Source organism: Anaerotignum lactatifermentans DSM 14214, assembly GCF_900142265.1.
GTDB classification, from domain to species: Bacteria; Bacillota; Clostridia; order Lachnospirales; family Anaerotignaceae; genus Anaerotignum; species Anaerotignum lactatifermentans.
Genome location: NZ_FRAH01000004.1, coordinates 1 through 14,622, shown reverse-complemented (window position 1 = coordinate 14,622; position 14,622 = coordinate 1). Strand labels below are relative to the sequence as shown.

18 protein-coding genes are annotated in these 14,622 nt (G+C 44.1%); 11 read left to right on the top strand and 7 right to left on the bottom strand.

The genetic code is table 11. The features are described from left to right. The first annotated feature begins 110 nt into the window (after positions 1-110). Together BUB35_RS01065 and BUB35_RS01060 are read left to right on the top strand one after the other, a co-directional pair. Positions 111-443: a hypothetical protein gene (locus BUB35_RS01065; protein ID WP_072848138.1), complete on the top strand. Its 333-nt coding sequence runs from the start codon at positions 111-113 to the stop codon at positions 441-443. Positions 444-771: 328 nt separating this feature from the next. After that, positions 772-1,230, top strand: coding sequence for a GNAT family N-acetyltransferase (locus tag BUB35_RS01060; protein ID WP_072848136.1), 459 nt, complete (start codon positions 772-774; stop codon positions 1,228-1,230). A 453-nt stretch (positions 1,231-1,683) separates the two neighbouring features. Here the strand turns inward: BUB35_RS01060 and BUB35_RS01055 are convergent, their stop codons facing one another. Then, complete coding sequence (locus tag BUB35_RS01055; protein WP_072848134.1) at positions 1,684-3,072, bottom strand: site-specific integrase; 1,389 nt, start codon at positions 3,070-3,072, stop codon at positions 1,684-1,686. 14 nt (positions 3,073-3,086) lie between these two features. After that, positions 3,087-3,662 carry a helix-turn-helix domain-containing protein gene (locus BUB35_RS01050; RefSeq protein ID WP_072848132.1) on the bottom strand — a complete coding sequence of 192 codons (576 nt, stop codon included), beginning with the start codon at positions 3,660-3,662 and terminating at the stop codon, positions 3,087-3,089. 188 nt (positions 3,663-3,850) lie between these two features. Between BUB35_RS01050 and BUB35_RS01045 the strand changes: the two genes are divergently transcribed. The 5 genes from BUB35_RS01045 (at position 3,851) to BUB35_RS01025 (ending at position 6,411) form a co-directional block, all read left to right on the top strand. After that, entirely contained in the window at positions 3,851-4,081 is a 231-nt protein-coding gene (locus BUB35_RS01045) for a helix-turn-helix domain-containing protein (RefSeq protein ID WP_072848130.1), read from the top strand. Between the two features lie 20 nt (positions 4,082-4,101). Next, complete coding sequence (locus tag BUB35_RS01040; RefSeq protein ID WP_072848128.1) at positions 4,102-4,377, top strand: MerR family transcriptional regulator; 276 nt, start codon at positions 4,102-4,104, stop codon at positions 4,375-4,377. 186 nt (positions 4,378-4,563) lie between these two features. Beyond that, the gene (locus BUB35_RS01035; protein WP_072848126.1) at positions 4,564-5,322 is read left to right on the top strand and encodes a rolling circle replication-associated protein; all 759 of its coding nucleotides are present in this window, start codon (positions 4,564-4,566) and stop codon (positions 5,320-5,322) included. A 98-nt stretch (positions 5,323-5,420) separates the two neighbouring features. After that, positions 5,421-5,756, top strand: a complete 336-nt coding sequence (locus BUB35_RS01030; RefSeq protein WP_072848124.1) for a hypothetical protein — start codon at positions 5,421-5,423, stop codon at positions 5,754-5,756. Continuing rightward, positions 5,746-6,411 carry an RNA polymerase sigma factor gene (locus BUB35_RS01025; RefSeq protein ID WP_072848121.1) on the top strand — a complete coding sequence of 222 codons (666 nt, stop codon included), beginning with the start codon at positions 5,746-5,748 and terminating at the stop codon, positions 6,409-6,411. The genes BUB35_RS01030 and BUB35_RS01025 overlap by 11 nt, the downstream gene beginning before the upstream one ends. A gap of 1,041 nt (positions 6,412-7,452) precedes the next feature. Here the strand turns inward: BUB35_RS01025 and BUB35_RS01020 are convergent. The 3 genes from BUB35_RS01020 to BUB35_RS18960 form a co-directional block, all read right to left on the bottom strand. Continuing rightward, complete coding sequence (locus BUB35_RS01020) at positions 7,453-7,662, bottom strand: hypothetical protein (protein ID WP_072848119.1); 210 nt, start codon at positions 7,660-7,662, stop codon at positions 7,453-7,455. Beyond that, on the bottom strand, positions 7,655-7,945 hold the full coding sequence (locus BUB35_RS01015; protein WP_072848116.1) for a hypothetical protein: 291 nt from the start codon (positions 7,943-7,945) through the stop codon (positions 7,655-7,657). The genes BUB35_RS01020 and BUB35_RS01015 overlap by 8 nt, the downstream gene beginning before the upstream one ends. A gap of 129 nt (positions 7,946-8,074) precedes the next feature. Next, entirely contained in the window at positions 8,075-8,251 is a 177-nt protein-coding gene (locus BUB35_RS18960) for a hypothetical protein (protein WP_159432843.1), read from the bottom strand. 416 nt (positions 8,252-8,667) lie between these two features. On the opposite strand from BUB35_RS18960, the gene BUB35_RS01005 reads away from it, so the two are divergent. Continuing rightward, positions 8,668-8,856, top strand: coding sequence for a hypothetical protein (locus tag BUB35_RS01005; protein ID WP_022365031.1), 189 nt, complete (start codon positions 8,668-8,670; stop codon positions 8,854-8,856). Positions 8,857-9,535: 679 nt separating this feature from the next. Next, the gene (locus BUB35_RS01000) at positions 9,536-9,784 is read left to right on the top strand and encodes a hypothetical protein (protein WP_072848112.1); all 249 of its coding nucleotides are present in this window, start codon (positions 9,536-9,538) and stop codon (positions 9,782-9,784) included. Between the two features lie 1,017 nt (positions 9,785-10,801). On the opposite strand, the gene BUB35_RS00985 is transcribed toward BUB35_RS01000, so the two are convergent. Then, entirely contained in the window at positions 10,802-12,004 is a 1,203-nt protein-coding gene (locus tag BUB35_RS00985) for a class I SAM-dependent rRNA methyltransferase (protein ID WP_072848092.1), read from the bottom strand. A 79-nt stretch (positions 12,005-12,083) separates the two neighbouring features. Further along, positions 12,084-13,265: a coenzyme F420-0:L-glutamate ligase gene (locus BUB35_RS00980; RefSeq protein ID WP_072848090.1), complete on the bottom strand. Its 1,182-nt coding sequence runs from the start codon at positions 13,263-13,265 to the stop codon at positions 12,084-12,086. 374 nt (positions 13,266-13,639) lie between these two features. Here BUB35_RS00980 and BUB35_RS00975 point away from each other — a divergent pair, with 374 nt between their 5' ends. Together BUB35_RS00975 and tnpA are read left to right on the top strand one after the other, a co-directional pair. Next, the gene (locus BUB35_RS00975; RefSeq protein ID WP_072848088.1) at positions 13,640-14,215 is read left to right on the top strand and encodes a VanZ family protein; all 576 of its coding nucleotides are present in this window, start codon (positions 13,640-13,642) and stop codon (positions 14,213-14,215) included. A 222-nt stretch (positions 14,216-14,437) separates the two neighbouring features. Continuing rightward, positions 14,438-14,622: IS200/IS605 family transposase (gene tnpA / locus BUB35_RS00970; RefSeq protein WP_143158915.1), on the top strand; the 185-nt coding region annotated here is incomplete at its 3' end.

Sequence of the window (14,622 nt, the reverse complement as noted above, 5' to 3'; positions counted from 1 at the left end):
TCTTTGTTTTCTGATGAAGATGCCCCTATTCGGTTCTTTGAAAACAGTCGCACGAAATGACTGGAAACAGAGATTTCGTGCGTTTTTTTAACAGGAAAGGGGGGGAGTTTATGGATTTTCTGCGGCTGCTGGCCTTTGGTTATTTGCTGTATGGCATTGTGGGACTTTTTGGTTTTCAGAAAATTCCAGAAGCTCATCGGGATAGACCATGGACAAAGTCCTATACTCGCTGGCAGGCGGTGTCATGGATTTTGACGGCGCTGCCGTTGCTGGTGTATTCGTTTTATTTTTCGTCTGGGCAGTGTATGGTTTCTTTTGGAAAACGGATAGGGCTTCTTCTGTTGTTGTTTGTGCCGACTATCCTATTTGAAGTGATTCGCTCCCGGAAATTCTCCAGACTGCTCAAAGGGGAGAAAGAACGGAAAAAGGCAGGAGAGCAATGAAAAAGCCCTTGCAATTTATTTGCAAAGGCTGTAATATAATCTTAGAAAGAGGGTTGCCGTTTTTCGCGAGGCGGTCAGTCCCGAATATGTGGATAAGACCGTCTAACTTCGCAGGTTAGGCGGTCGCTTTTTATGATCTCTTATGTAAATGACATAAGGTGATAACACCAATGATCACTAAACAGAATTGAAACAATTCGTTATAGGTAACCATCGTATCACCTCCCCTCGTGGGAAAGTGACTGAACCGCCAAACGGCAACCCTTACTTTATTCTATCATGATTTGGTAGGGTTTTCTATGGGTTTTTGGCAGAAATGGAGGGGTTCATGGTCAGAAAAGGAAAGGCAGAGGACTGCCGTGGCATTTATGAACTGATTTGTGATATGGAGGAAAAGGAGCTGCCATGGGACGCTTTTTCCCAGATGTATGGGGAAATGCTGGCAGACAGCCGCCATGTCTTTTTGGTATGGGAAGAAGAAACGCAGGTGAAAGGCGTCCTCCATCTTCGCATGGAAAGACAGCTCCACCATGCCGCTCTTGTGGCGGAAATCATGGAATTTGCTGTAGATAAAAACGCCAGAAGCAACGGTATCGGCGGCGAAATGCTCACATACGCCAGTGATTTGGCAAAGGAAGCGGGCTGTGTGCAGATAGAAGTTGCCTGCAACCAGCTGCGGAAAAATACCCATCGGTTTTATCTGCGGGAAGGCATGCAGAACTTCCATTATAAATTTTCCAAGTCCCTTACGGGAGAAGATACAACAGAAAATGTGTTGGGCAGATAAAGAAAACCCCCTGTCGTGGAAGGACAGGGGGTTCAGGGTGTCGAAAAAGTCGACCCCCTGTCGTCAAAGGCTCATTTCATTCAAGCCTTTGACGAGTTGACAGATGTATAAAGTCAAAGTTCCATCGGCTAAAAAGCCTTGAAACTTCGGCTTTTCCTCGTCGGAAATGAATTCCGACTACGGATTCTAGTTGGGGAACTCTTTGTTCCCCAAACCCTTCCGCATTCTTGAAAAAAGTAAAAAATCTGAAACCCCCTGTCGTGGAAACAACAGGGGGTTTTGTTATTAGAACTGATTAGTTACTTGGAAGATATAGAATTTCAAATAAAGACATACAATTTCAAATGTTGAACATATACAAAAGCCTGATATATCAATGTTTTATTGAGTATCGGGCTTTCGTTTATTTTTATTCAAATAGGGGTTTTGTCCATTATTTGTCCATTATGGAATTTATTTTGCCGCTTTCGTTTGACTGCTACGTAAAAGAATATTGTCTATTGCTTCCGCTGCGTGGGCGTCTGCTTCCTGTATAGCGTGGGTGTATATCTGGGCTGTAATGGCTGTGCTTGCGTGTCCAAGGCGTTTGGATACAGTGGCAAGGTCTACCCCGTTGGCAATAAGCAAACTTGCGTTAGTATGGCGCAAACTATGCAGTGTGATAGGGGGTAAGTCGTATTTTTTCAGAAAGTCCGTGAACCATTTATGAAGTGCGTCTGGGTGCATAACGTGCCCTTCTTCTCCTACGAAAATATAGTCATTGGTTTCATATCTGTCACCGCATAAAAGGCGGTTTTGTGCTTGGGCTTTCCTGTATTCTCTTAAAATGGAAACGGCAAAGGACGGCAATTTTAACGCCCGTTTACCGCTTTCTGTCTTTGGCTCGTCCTCGTATAACCCTATGCCGGAAGTATAAGCCAGCTTGCGGGATATGACAATAACACCGCTGTCAAAGTCAAGGTCAGACCATTTTAAGCCGCATAGTTCACTACGGCGTAAGCCGCTGCACACAAGCGTAATAATAGCCGCTTTATACTTGATCGGCTCATTATCTAAGCACTGGAATAGTATATTGGTTTCCTCGCTGGTAAGGGTAACGCCTGGTTTATGTGTAACCTTTGGAGGGCTTACCCGCTTACATGGATTGTCTACAACGTAACCCCATTGAACAGCGGTAGACATGATGGAGGAAATCAATACATGATAGTTTTTAATGGTGGCAGTAGACAGCCTTAGAAGCGGATCCGTGTCTTTATAAAGCATTTCATAAGGCATATTAAGCCCGCTGCATATCTTCAAAGCATTTGCTGTATATAGATTTTGCCCTTTGCAGGCATTAGCAACGGTATTGATTGATAGATCGGAAGCGGCAGCCAGCTTTGCCATAGTGAAGCCTGCTTCTTTTCGAATGCGGTTAATGTCATCAATGGGCGTACTGGTATGTTTGTCCTTTATACCGTCCTCTGCAAGGTTGTTATAAAACGACATAAGGTGGAGCGGTTGTAATTGGTCTATGCGAATATGCCCGATTGCGGCATTGATACGGGACAGAAGGCGTTTGTAATAGCGTACAGTATTCAAGCGCAGGGTTTTTTCTGCGTGTTCTTTCATCCAAAAAGCGGAAAAGTCGGCAAATTTGATTGACTTGTTGACGTAGTGACCAGCGGAAATCTCGTTTTCAAATTCTACGGCGAGCCGCTGCACTTCCTTTTCTATCCGCTTTTCACTCCATCCAGAAGGCGGGCGAAAGGTTTTAACCTTAACAATTTGCTTACCGTCTATATCATATCCAGCAGAGGCACGTATTTGGTATGAGTTGCCACGTTTTCGTATGCTTGCCATGATATAACACCCCTTTATTTGTCCTCTTGGTTCTTGTCGGTATTATCATTCTTTGCAATACAATCTGGAATAAGGGAAAGTTCTTTTGCTCTTTGCAATAAGGCATTGCGTCCGAAGGAATTAAACTGATAGTAGTAACTAAGGAGTAGTGCTAAAGAAAAATCATCGTTCCCCAATGTTTCAGCGTGTTCTACTTCATAAAGTAAGGCTTTTTTGATTTCGTTATCTGGGATACTCAATGCCACATTGTAAACAGCTATTTTAATAACGTCATCCAAATAAAATCCCTTACCTGTATCAGGTGTGGCAAATTCAAGAGCTCTTTTATATTCGGGCATTTTGTAATACTTATCATACGCCGCTATGTGATCAGAGGTAAGCGGGTATTCAATAGTAGAACTTGTAAGAACATCAGGTGGAACCCTTAGAGCAGTAGACAACCTAGATAGGGTGGTATCATCGGTGCTTTTGCTGCTATTGCGTATCATGGAATAAATTGTTGAAGCGGGAACGCCAGAGGCTTTGGCGAGCCAAGGAACAGTCCTTTGTTTTGCATCTAAGATGGTTTTGATATTTTGACCTAGTCCCATCTGATAACCTCCTTCATAAAAAAAATATCAATACTCACATATACATTAAATCACATCTTTTGAATTTGGTAAAGAAAAGCGACTAAATTAAAAATATATTGATATATTTTGTTTTAAGTGATAATATATCTACTAATAGAGCAGAGAAAAAATATTAAATAGTCGTAATACTGAAAGGCGGGTAAGATATGAGCGAAAAAAGAGGCAGAAAGCCGATGGAAATTATTTTTGACAGAATGAAAATGTATGAATTATTGGCGAAAAATGGGCTTAATGGTAGAGGATTAGCAAAGGAGTTAAATATAAGCGTACCAACAATAGCAAAGGCATTAGGTGAAAAAAAGATCGGGATAGAAACAGCGGCAAAAATCGCGGTTTTTTTTGGATGCAGTATCAGAGAATTGTTGTTAGAGGACTGACAGGAAGCGGGTGTTAAGGTATGGCAAAGATGCGGACAATCAAAGAAGCGTACATAGAGTTAAAACAAGCGGACGAACACACGGCAGTAACCCAGACAGGGCTTAGAAGGCTTGTCAATGAGGGAAAGATACCCAGTGTAAAGGTGGGCAATAAAACTTTAGTTGATATGGATAATGTATACACGTTTCTTGAAATGGGAACCGCTTCCAAAGCGGCACAGCCAGAAGCGGGAAAGATCAGACCTATTAGAAGGTATATGGATGGTGCGTATATGAAACGCATTGTAAATAATTGAGGGCATAAAAAAACCCCATCGAAAAGATGGGGGAATGGCGGTGACCAACCGCCTGCCAAAATACGTACTGTTATCATATCATAAACAATCGAAAAAAGCAAGGGAAAATAAAGGGGTACAAGCCCCTTTTGTACCTTGATATGAAGATTAACATAACGACCATATAACAGGAAAAGAGGATAAACCATGCCAAGATACGTAGAAAGAATATGGGCGGGGGACTTATATGTTTGCAGGGAATACTTTAGTCTGAAAGCAAGAGGGAAAAAGGTAAGCCGTGGAGCATTGGAGAATCCAACGTCTGAACTTCAGAAAAAAATAAACCTAAAGCGGAAGCGGGAAAAGTTGAAATATATGATACATACCAATTTCAGAGAGGGGGATATGTGGCTAGGACTGACATATAAGGACAAAGTGACAGAGGAAACGGCACAAAGGGAGATCAGGAACTTTTTTCGCAGGTTGAAACGGCAGCGGAAAAAGGCGGGAGCGGAGCCAGTCAAATACATATACTGCACGCATAGGAAGCAAAACAAGATACACCACCATGTCATACTCAATATACAGGACATGACACCGAATGAAATCAAGGCGGTATGGGGGAATGGTCGTGTAAATATCACACCTCTGGAAGATCAGGCAGGCGAAGAAGGGTATAGCAGGCTTGCGGAGTATATGACAAAGGAAGCGGATGAGGACGAAGAAGGACTGGAAGCATATAAGCAAATATGGATAGGTAGCCGAAACTTAGAACAGCCCAAAGTGGAGGTCGTAGAGTATGAGGATGCAAAGCGACATGGATATATCAAGATTCCAAATGGGTACAAAGAGGTGAGAATCAGTGTATCTAATTATCCGCAGATGGGCATTTATCGGCATTATGTACTTGCTATCAAGATACATGGAAATGATACGAGGGGCAGACCGAGAAAAAAAGCATCCTGACAATGCCGCTTCCTTGCCGCTTATGTCCTGACATACTAAATTTAGAGGGTGTAAGTGTGGCTGACACCCTAAGTATTGTGGTTAGGAGTGAATGAGAAGTGACACTGGAAGAATTGAGAGAAGCCCAGAAGATCAGCAGAGATATTATTAAACTGTTAGACGAGAAGGACAAAGCCGAAGCGGCGGGGGATTTAGCGGAAGTAGAAAGGCTTTACCACGATATGAGAATATGTAATTACAAATTACGGACAATCAAAGCAGCCATAGACAGGATACCAGACCTACGGATAAGGACGGCGGCTATCTGTCGTTATTTGCTCGATATGAGTTGGCGAGATGTAGCACAGCACTTAGGGCAAGAGGAAACGCCAGACGGCATAAGGGCGGCTCTGGAAAGGCATATAAGAAAGTGTGGTGGAATGTATGACGAATGAGGAAGCGGCAAAGCGTATAAAGCAGGGGGACAAGGCGGCAGAAGTGACCCTATGGCAAAACGTGCTTGGCATTATCCGGATATATGCCTATCGGTGGTGTAGGGCAAAGGCAGTCTTATGTGCAAGGGCAGGCGTAACGCTAGAGGACTTAATACAGGAAGGCTATTTTGCCATGCTGGAAGCGGTCAGCGCCTATGATGAAACAAAGGGCTATATGTTCAATACCTATATCAAATATCATTTACACAACGCTTTTCGGGGGGCTTGTGGTGTGCGGACATCAAGACGGGTAATTCTGAATGAAGCCGCTTCCCTAGATCGGCAGATAAAGGACAGTGAGGACGAAAAAGGCACTTTATACGAGCTGATACCTGATAAGCATAACAGCATAGAAGAAGCGGAAGAACGCCTGTATATGGAACAGTTACGGGCAGATGTGCGGGCGTGTGTAGAGGAATTGCCAGAGGGGGAACGGATGGCAGTAAACTATTATTTCTATCAGGGCTATAACTATGCCCAGATGGCGGCTGTGCTAGGCTGTAAGCCTGCGAAGGGAAGGGGGATTGTAAACAATGCTGTGCGGTCTATGAGCAGGACAGAGAGGGGAAAACGGTTGTCACAGTATATAGAGCATAAGAACTTGAAAGGGCTTTAGACAGCCTGTGAGAGCCGGAGAGAAGCGGCAGGAAGCGGGACAAGGCAACGCAAGGCGGCAAATACTGACATGGGGATATTGTGGAGAAATCAGTGTAATAAAAAAGTGACGAAAAAACATATAAAAATAAGTCGTTTTAATATTGTTTTTCGTTGTTTTGACGGGGGAAACATATAATTTTTGTATGACTGCACAATAAAAAAAGAACCCCAGACCAAGGGGGAAAGGCTGTCCAATGGGGAAGTGAGACGGCAGTAGATCAGCGGAAACCAGAACGCAAGGCGGCAAGATGTATCAGTGGTGCAAAGCCCGGCAGTGTAGGAGGGCAAGGGCTTTGCCTGTGCTGGCTGTCTGGAAGAAAAAAAGTATCCCCCCATACTTCGTTTTGGAAATTGAGAAGGCGTTTCCCACACGGAACTGTTGCATGTAAACGTAAAAAATTTTTTAGAAATGGCGTTGGATATATAGGGCAAGTGGTAAAAGGGACAGGGATACCCCCTAAATTTAGGGGGTGCTGTATTGATTGACACCCTAGATATTGTGGTCTGCGTTGGCAGGAAAAACGCTCTTTCCTAGCTTATATGAATACAATATGGTGTATACATAAAAGCTAGGTAGAACGGAAAAGGCGGAGGACACACAGGCAAACGGCAGCCAAACGGCGGCGGGTGGTGGGCGTAATTTGGATACGGTCACAGATAGCCAGCAGGAAGCGGCAGGAGGTAAGCTGACAAGGGCAAGAGGAACGGCAAGGGGAAGCAATAGGGCAGGGCATACGGGCGCACAGAGGGGCGTATAAGGGCAAAGAAAAAGAGTGCCGCAGAAGCGGACACCCTTTATAGATTTATTGTTGCTTTTGCTTTGGATAAGCTAAGCCACGAACAAAAGTCCAGATCAAATATAAATAATTTTGATTGTCAATCTTTGCAAGGTCTTGCATGATCGACATAGTGACGGCAGGGAAGCGGAAGGAAGCGGGACAGGATGCCGCATAGGGGCATATACATGTGATAGAACCCCTACAAGGATTTCTGTGTTTGCTCATAATTTCACCTCGCCTTCAGACGTGCCAAAAACGCAAATATCTTCGGAATCCAATTCGTCTAATAGGTTAAATAACATACCAATGTTAGAAGATGTTTCCATCTGCTCATAAAACAACCCTTCCATGGTGTACTCTTTGGCACTCTCTAAATGATGCGCAAGAGCCAGCCGCCGCCGCTGGACAAAGTTTGCCATGCCTTTATACATTCGCTTCACCTCCTACCTGCTTTGCATTAAGAAAAGTATATAAGTTATTCAGTTCTGTCACAGGCTCGAACATAGTCTCGGAAAATTCCTCTAACAGTGAATACAAAAGGAAGGCTGTATTGATATGCTGGGGAGAAACAGGGGAGCCAAAATCGGTACTCTGCATACTATGCCATAATGTAAAAGCCAGATCCTTTAATTGCTCTGCACGTGCATCTAGCTGTTCGACAGCAATATCAATGTCAGTGATACTTTTGGTGATGTATTCCATGTTGTTTTTCATACGATAAAACCCCTTTCAAATTAAGTAGTTGAAAGAAGTCCCTTCAGCATGGTATAATATTTACTGAAGGAAACTTCACTTGCAAAACAGGTGTGTTCAAACTTTGGACGGCGAGAACACCCTGTTTTTTTATTTGCCGATTTCTTCGTCTATCTTTTCGTTTAGCCAAGCGGTTTTAGTCTGCCCCTTTGCCTTTAACTTTTCGTCTAGGGCTATCAGCTTTTCTCGAGGAACAGATACGCTAAATTGTCCAATGGTTTCACGACGCTTTTTGAAGTAATCAGACCGGCTATTTCCTTGCAACAAAAACACCTCCTTTGTTGCTAGCTATATAATAAACTATTGCTAGCAACTTGTCAATAGGTTTATGGAAATTATTAAGACCCATGAAACCCGCTTCCAGCCGCTTCCACTTTTCCCCAACTTGTTGGGGAAAGTGAGAGTGGCTATTTATTTGCCTGGGCATTGTGGGGGCTGTGCCGCCTGATCGTCTGCCCGTGCCGCTTCCGGCGGCTTTTTATTCCTGCCAATATAAGAAAGTTATCCTTGACCGTTACCGATAGTATATATAATTATGCAACGATGGGAAATAGGCAACATAAACAAATGTTACGCAACGATATTGTATAATATATATAGTTGCGTAATATGACGAAAGTGTTATATGATTACATTGTAAATATAACACTTTTTACATATTTTTCGATAAGGAGGGGGAAATCATGGGAAAAGCATCAACACGAGCGCAAAATAAATATATAGCGAAAGCATATGATCGTATCAATTTGATTGTTATCAAAGGCAAAAAGGGCGAGATAAGAGCCCATGCAGAAGCGCAGGGAGAAAGCATGAACGCATTTATCAATAGAGCCATAGAAGAAGCCATGAAGCGGGACGAGGAAGGCGGTTAAGTTGGGTTTGGATGCCAAGGGGTGGAACTAAACGTTACCCCCTTTTACAGGGAGCCGTTCGGAGAAACGTGACTGCATCCCCATAAGTGGGGACGTTGCAAGAAGTTACAACACCAAGACCGCCCCAAACCGGTACCAATTTCGGCGGCTATTCTTGCACCATGGCAAGGTATGCTGTGCCGCTTCAAGCCCGTCTGCCAGAGAGCAGCGGAAGCGGGAGGGGGAATGATAGGCGGTAGGATATACGGCTTTGTATGGGCTTGTACGGGGCTGTATGGGGAATCAAGAATAAGCTAGCCAATAAAAAAGCCCTTGCAATTTATTTGCAAAGGCTGTAATATAATCTTAGAAAGAGGGTTACCGCTTTTGGAAGGGCGGTCAGTCCCAAATAATTTGGTGTTAGACCGTCTAACTTCGCAGGTTAGGCGGTCGATTTTTATTATCTCTTATGCAGATGGCATAAGGTGATAACGCCAATGATTACTAAACAAAATTGAAACAATTCATTATATGTAACCATCGTATCACCTCCCCTCGTGGGAAAGTGACTGAACCGCCAAACGGTAACCCTTGCTCTATATTAACACGATACAACATTATTTTCCATCATTTTTTATCAATGAAAAGAAGCCACTTCCGCTTTTCCCAACTTGTTGAGAAAGTGTAGGGGGCTTTTTGTTTGTCTGGAAAACATAAAGGGGCTATGCCGCCGCCTGTCTGCCTGCCGGTGCCGCTTCCGGCAGCAGGTCAGACGAAGCGGCGAAGATTGCCCAGAGGGCAAAACCGCAACCGATTGCGGAAAAGAAACCTGATCGGGAAAAAGAAAAGGTCATGGGATGCGGAGGGGGAGTTTTACGGTAAGAAATCTGACGGGGGAAAAGAAATCATACTGCAAAAAAGAGCCGCCAATTTGCAAAAAGGAATCTGATCTGGGAAAAGAAATCTGAATGGGGAAAAGAAATCATACTGTAAAAGAGAGCCGCCAATTTGCAAAAGGGAATCTGACCTGGGAAAAGAAATCTGATGGGAAGAAAGAAAAGGTCATGGAAAAGAGAGGCGCCAATTTGCAAAAGGGAATCTGACCGGGGAAAAGAAATCTGTTGGGAAGAAAGAAAAGGTCATGGGAAGCAGAGGGGGAGTTTTGCGGTAAGAAATCTGACGGGGAAAAAGAAATCTGTTCTGAAGAAAGAAAAGAGAATGGAAAAGGAAGCCGCTGCTTTTGAAAAAGAAATCTGATCCGGCAAAAGAAATGATGCTTGGTGTTTAGGGGCTGATACTGCTTCCAAAATTCATTTCGATGAAAGAAAAAGTGTGCAGAGAATATAGCACGGACACGGCAAAGAAAAATTATGATATAGCCATATAAAATAATCAGTAAAAAAATTTGACTTAGAACCCCACTTTTTTATAGGTGGATTTTTGGAAAACACAAATTTTCCGTAAAAACATTGAGTTATCAAGATTTTCAGCCTATCAAAAAATGCCAAAGGCGTGCCAAATGGGGGTAAGGCGTTTTGGCACGCCAAAAAGGATGTTTTGACATATAAAAAAGGGCGCTTATACGTCAAGTCGTATACAGACAAAAGGGGAAAATGATAGCAAGATATGAGCCGTTATATGTTCAGAATTTGCAGAAGATACCTATAAAAAACATAGGGGATATGGTGTGGAAAAATAGCATCTATGGGGTAGCTTAATGAGCAGAAAAGACACCTATATATGGGTGAAGGTATACAGGAAATAAAGGTGTATTGTGTTCAGAAATGGCTGCAAAAGAAGCGGCGAAGGAAGCGGAAATATAGGCAGCTTGTCATAATATCTCTTGTCCATTATCTGTCCATTATTTGTCCATTATTTTTATTTTTGTCCATGATAATTTATGAAAAGATATGCAAAAGTGAAATGAAAAAACCCCGAAAAATCGGGGTTTATGATAACGTATAAATCAATATTGATTAGTTACTTGAAAGATATAGAATTTCAAATAATAAGACTCATCCGCTGCCCACAAAATAGGATGGTCAGGGGACTGAGTACGGTATTCCACCTGACGCAGGCGTTTATGGACATTCTTTGCTGCCTGCCCAATGGTCTGGGTGAACAGCTCGTATGTCATGAAGTGAGAGCAGGAGCATGTTGCCAGAAAACCGCCGTCTTTCAGCAGTTTCATGGCACGCAGGTTGATTTCCCGATAGCCTTTGGTGGCATTTTTCACGGAGCTTCTGGACTTGGTGAAAGCGGGAGGGTCCAAAATGATGACGTCGAATTTCTCGCCTTTTTCTTCCAGTTCCGGCAGGAGAGAGAATACGTCACAGCACTGGAAGCGCACGGTGTTTTCCAGTCCGTTCAGTTTGGCGTTTTCTGTTGCCTGATCCACTGCCAGCTGGGATGCGTCTACACCCAGTACGCTTTCGGCACCGGCGATACCTGCGTTTAGGGCAAAAGAGCCTGTGTGGGTGAAGCAGTCCAGCACCTTTGCGCCTTTACACAGTTTCTGGATGGCAAGGCGGTTGTATTTCTGGTCTAAGAAGAAGCCTGTTTTCTGACCATCTTCCACGTCAACCATATAATGTACGCCGTTTTCCACGATTTCCACTTTGGTGTCAAAAGGTGCGGAAAGGAATCCTTTTTCCCGTTCCATGCCTTCCTGCAAACGCACTTTCGCGTCACTGCGTTCGTAGACGCCGCGGATGTGAATGCCGTCTTTTGCCAGTGTTTCCAGCAGCAGGCGGACGATGGTTTCTTTCAGACGGTCGATGCCCAGTGCCAAAGACTGTACCACCAGTACGTCAGAGAATTTATCTACTACCAGACCGGGCAGGTAGTCCGCTTCCCCGAAAATGACACGGCAGGAAGAAGTGTCAACGGTTTTTTTGCGGTAATACCATGCGTCCTCTACCCGGCGGCGGAGGAATGCCTCGTCAATGACAGTATCAGCGTGGCGGCTCATCATGCGGACGGTGATTTTGGAATGATGGTTGTAAAAACCAACGCCCATGGGGTAGCCGTCGAAGTCCAGCACAGAAACCATTTCCCCGTTGACCACGTCGGGAGAAACAGCGGCGATTTCGTTGTCGAACACCCACAGCCCGCCGGACTTGAGGGTACGGCCTTCGCCTTTTTTCAGTGTAATGGAGGGATAAGACATGGAAAAACTCCTTTCTTGTATGCCTGCAAAAAAAGCCTGATTTTTCGCAAAATCAGGCTTTTTGTATGTGCGCAGTTGATTAGTTTGCGTAGTTGTTGAAGTAGTTCTGAACCAGAACGATAGGTGTACCTTTGTCACCGCTGCCGCTGGTCAGGTCGCACAGGGAACCGATCAGGTCTGTCAGACGACGAGGTGTGGTACCTTCGGAAACCATGCTGCCTTTCAGGTCAGCGTCTTTTTCTTTGATGCGCTGACGGATCGCGTCTGCCAGTTCTTCGCCGGACAGATCAGCAAAGTCATTGTCTGCCAGATATTTCAGTTTTACTTCGTTGGGCAGACCGTTCAGACCTTCTGTGAAGCCAGCGCCAACAACGGGGTCAGCCAGTTCCCAGATTTTGCCAACGGGATCTTTGAATGCGCCGTCGCCGTAGATCATCGCTTCTACTTTTACGCCAGTACGAGCGATGATTTCTTTCTGGATGTTTTCCGCAACTTCCTGTGCGTTTTTAGGGAACAGTTTTACGGTATCTTCTGTAGCTTTGTTGGAGCCCAGCAGACCATACTGAGGGTTGAAGCCGCTGCCGTTTACGGGAGCGTTCAGGATTTCGTCCAGTGTCAGGACTTTTTCGCCGCCTGCTGCCAGAATACGACGTTTGGAACGTGCTCTTGTGTGGATATCGCAGCACAGTACGTTCTTTGTGAATTTCACGATTGCTTCGGGATGGTTTGCGAATACGATTTCAGCTTCTGCGCCTTCTTCTTTGATCAGGTCAGCATAGTATTCAACGTAGTCCACGCCTGTGAAGGGGTGTTTGATATAACCGAAAATACGGCGGTAGTCTTCCAGTGTCAGCACGTCTGTGTAAGGATTTACGCCGCTGTCATCCAGCAGATCCATGTCAAACAGGTGGTTGCCAACTTCGTCGGAAGGATAGCTCAGCATCAGAACAACTTTTTTCGCGCCTTTTGCGATACCGCGCAGGCAGATTGCGAAACGGTTTCTGCTCAGGATGGGGAATACCACACCGATGGTTTCGCCGCCCAGTTTTGCTTTTACGTCTTCCGCGATGTCTGTTGTGGAAGCGTAGTTGCCGTCAGCTCTTGCAACAACTGCTTCTGTAACACAGATAACGTCTTTTTCATGCAGCTGGAAGCCGTCTTCCTGTGCAGCTGTCAGAACGGAATCTGCAACGATTTTTACGATATCATCGCCCTGTCTGATGATAGGGGCTTTAATACCTCTGGAAATAGTACCTGCCATAATGAAATACCTCCTACTTACTTTCAATTAATTTAAAATGATTTGCAATCAAAAACAGGTGAACCTGTAATTTGGCAATAAAAAAACATCAAATTTTGCTTACAGCAATCCCTTTGACGGGATTGAATGGCAAATTTGATGCATAAAGTGGGTGAATCTTGATTTTTTCAATCACCGACAAGTTATTTTACCAAGAAGAATGAACGTTTGTCAATACAGCAATGGCGGAAAAATGGGAGAAACAAAGGAATTTGTATAGGATTTAAGATGTTTTTATACGTTTTGTTAGGAATTTGGAAGGTTTTCTACAAAAAAACTTAATATTTATGGTGTATCCTAGATGCAGATTGAAAAAATAGAAAGGGGGAGTACCCGTGGTCAGTTGGATGTATCGTATGGTTTGGGAAAGTATCTGGATTTTTTCGTTTATGGTACCGGTGCTGTGGATGTGGCAGACGGTATTCGCGGGAAAATATACTCCCAAGACCCATCGGATTGGTTTATGGCTCTTTGCCTTTTATGTGGCAGGTCTTGTGGCAGTGACAGGCGTGTTCCAGCTGCTGTTTATGAAACCGGTGTTTGCGCCGTACTTCAATTTTGAATTGTTTATTGATATTTTCGCATGCCCCATGCAGTATTTGCTGAACTTTTTCCTCTTTGTACCCATGGGCTTTCTGGTGCCGCTGCTGTGGAAGCAGTACCGCACAGAAAATCATGTGCTGCTCTTTGGCTTCGGCACATCTTTTGCCATTGAGGTATTGCAGATGTTCTGCGGCAGAACCACAGACGTGGACGACCTGCTCATGAACACATTGGGCGCCCTGATCGGTTACTGGATGTTCCTGGCGGCGGAACGGCAGACTTCCTTCTGCCTGCTGCGTCGGAACAAAACAGCGGAAGCAGGGGTAGCAGTATCCCGCGCCTTCCAGACACTGGCTTATGAGAATTGATTTGAAAACTGATTATGATTCCGAAAAAAAGAAAGAACCTGTGTTCATTTGCATACAGGTTCTTTCTTTATATTATTACTTTAGTGCTGAAGGCTGCAAAGCAGCCTTTAACAACCGCCCGCTCTGCGGGTGAGATTAAAGCTTAAGCAAAAAGCATCGTCCTTGTTGTAAAATAAGGGTGTTCAAGCCTAAATATTTTACATAAGAAAGGACGATGCTTTTATGGCAAACAGTTTAGCACGCACAAAATGGGTATGCAAGTATCATATCGTATTTACACCAAAGTGTAGAAGAAAAATAATTTATTATGAATTGAGAGCGGATATTCAAAAAATAATTAAAGATTTGTGTAAATGGAAAGGTGTAAAAATTATTGAAGGTCATATGATGCCAGATCATATCCATCT

What these genes read in the sequence shown, in the direction of transcription:
- BUB35_RS01065 (WP_072848138.1), top strand. Translation starts at nt 111, where the DNA reads ATGGATTTTCTGCGGCTGCTGGCCTTTGGTTATTTGCTGTATGGCATT.
- BUB35_RS01060 (WP_072848136.1), top strand. Translation starts at nt 772, where the DNA reads ATGGTCAGAAAAGGAAAGGCAGAGGACTGCCGTGGCATTTATGAACTG.
- BUB35_RS01055 (WP_072848134.1), bottom strand. Translation starts at nt 3,072, where the DNA reads ATGGCAAGCATACGAAAACGTGGCAACTCATACCAAATACGTGCCTCT.
- BUB35_RS01050 (WP_072848132.1), bottom strand. Translation starts at nt 3,662, where the DNA reads ATGGGACTAGGTCAAAATATCAAAACCATCTTAGATGCAAAACAAAGG.
- BUB35_RS01045 (WP_072848130.1), top strand. Translation starts at nt 3,851, where the DNA reads ATGAGCGAAAAAAGAGGCAGAAAGCCGATGGAAATTATTTTTGACAGA.
- BUB35_RS01040 (WP_072848128.1), top strand. Translation starts at nt 4,102, where the DNA reads ATGGCAAAGATGCGGACAATCAAAGAAGCGTACATAGAGTTAAAACAA.
- BUB35_RS01035 (WP_072848126.1), top strand. Translation starts at nt 4,564, where the DNA reads ATGCCAAGATACGTAGAAAGAATATGGGCGGGGGACTTATATGTTTGC.
- BUB35_RS01025 (WP_072848121.1), top strand. Translation starts at nt 5,746, where the DNA reads ATGACGAATGAGGAAGCGGCAAAGCGTATAAAGCAGGGGGACAAGGCG.
- BUB35_RS01020 (WP_072848119.1), bottom strand. Translation starts at nt 7,662, where the DNA reads ATGTATAAAGGCATGGCAAACTTTGTCCAGCGGCGGCGGCTGGCTCTT.
- BUB35_RS01015 (WP_072848116.1), bottom strand. Translation starts at nt 7,945, where the DNA reads ATGAAAAACAACATGGAATACATCACCAAAAGTATCACTGACATTGAT.
- BUB35_RS01005 (WP_022365031.1), top strand. Translation starts at nt 8,668, where the DNA reads ATGGGAAAAGCATCAACACGAGCGCAAAATAAATATATAGCGAAAGCA.
- BUB35_RS00985 (WP_072848092.1), bottom strand. Translation starts at nt 12,004, where the DNA reads ATGTCTTATCCCTCCATTACACTGAAAAAAGGCGAAGGCCGTACCCTC.
- BUB35_RS00980 (WP_072848090.1), bottom strand. Translation starts at nt 13,265, where the DNA reads ATGGCAGGTACTATTTCCAGAGGTATTAAAGCCCCTATCATCAGACAG.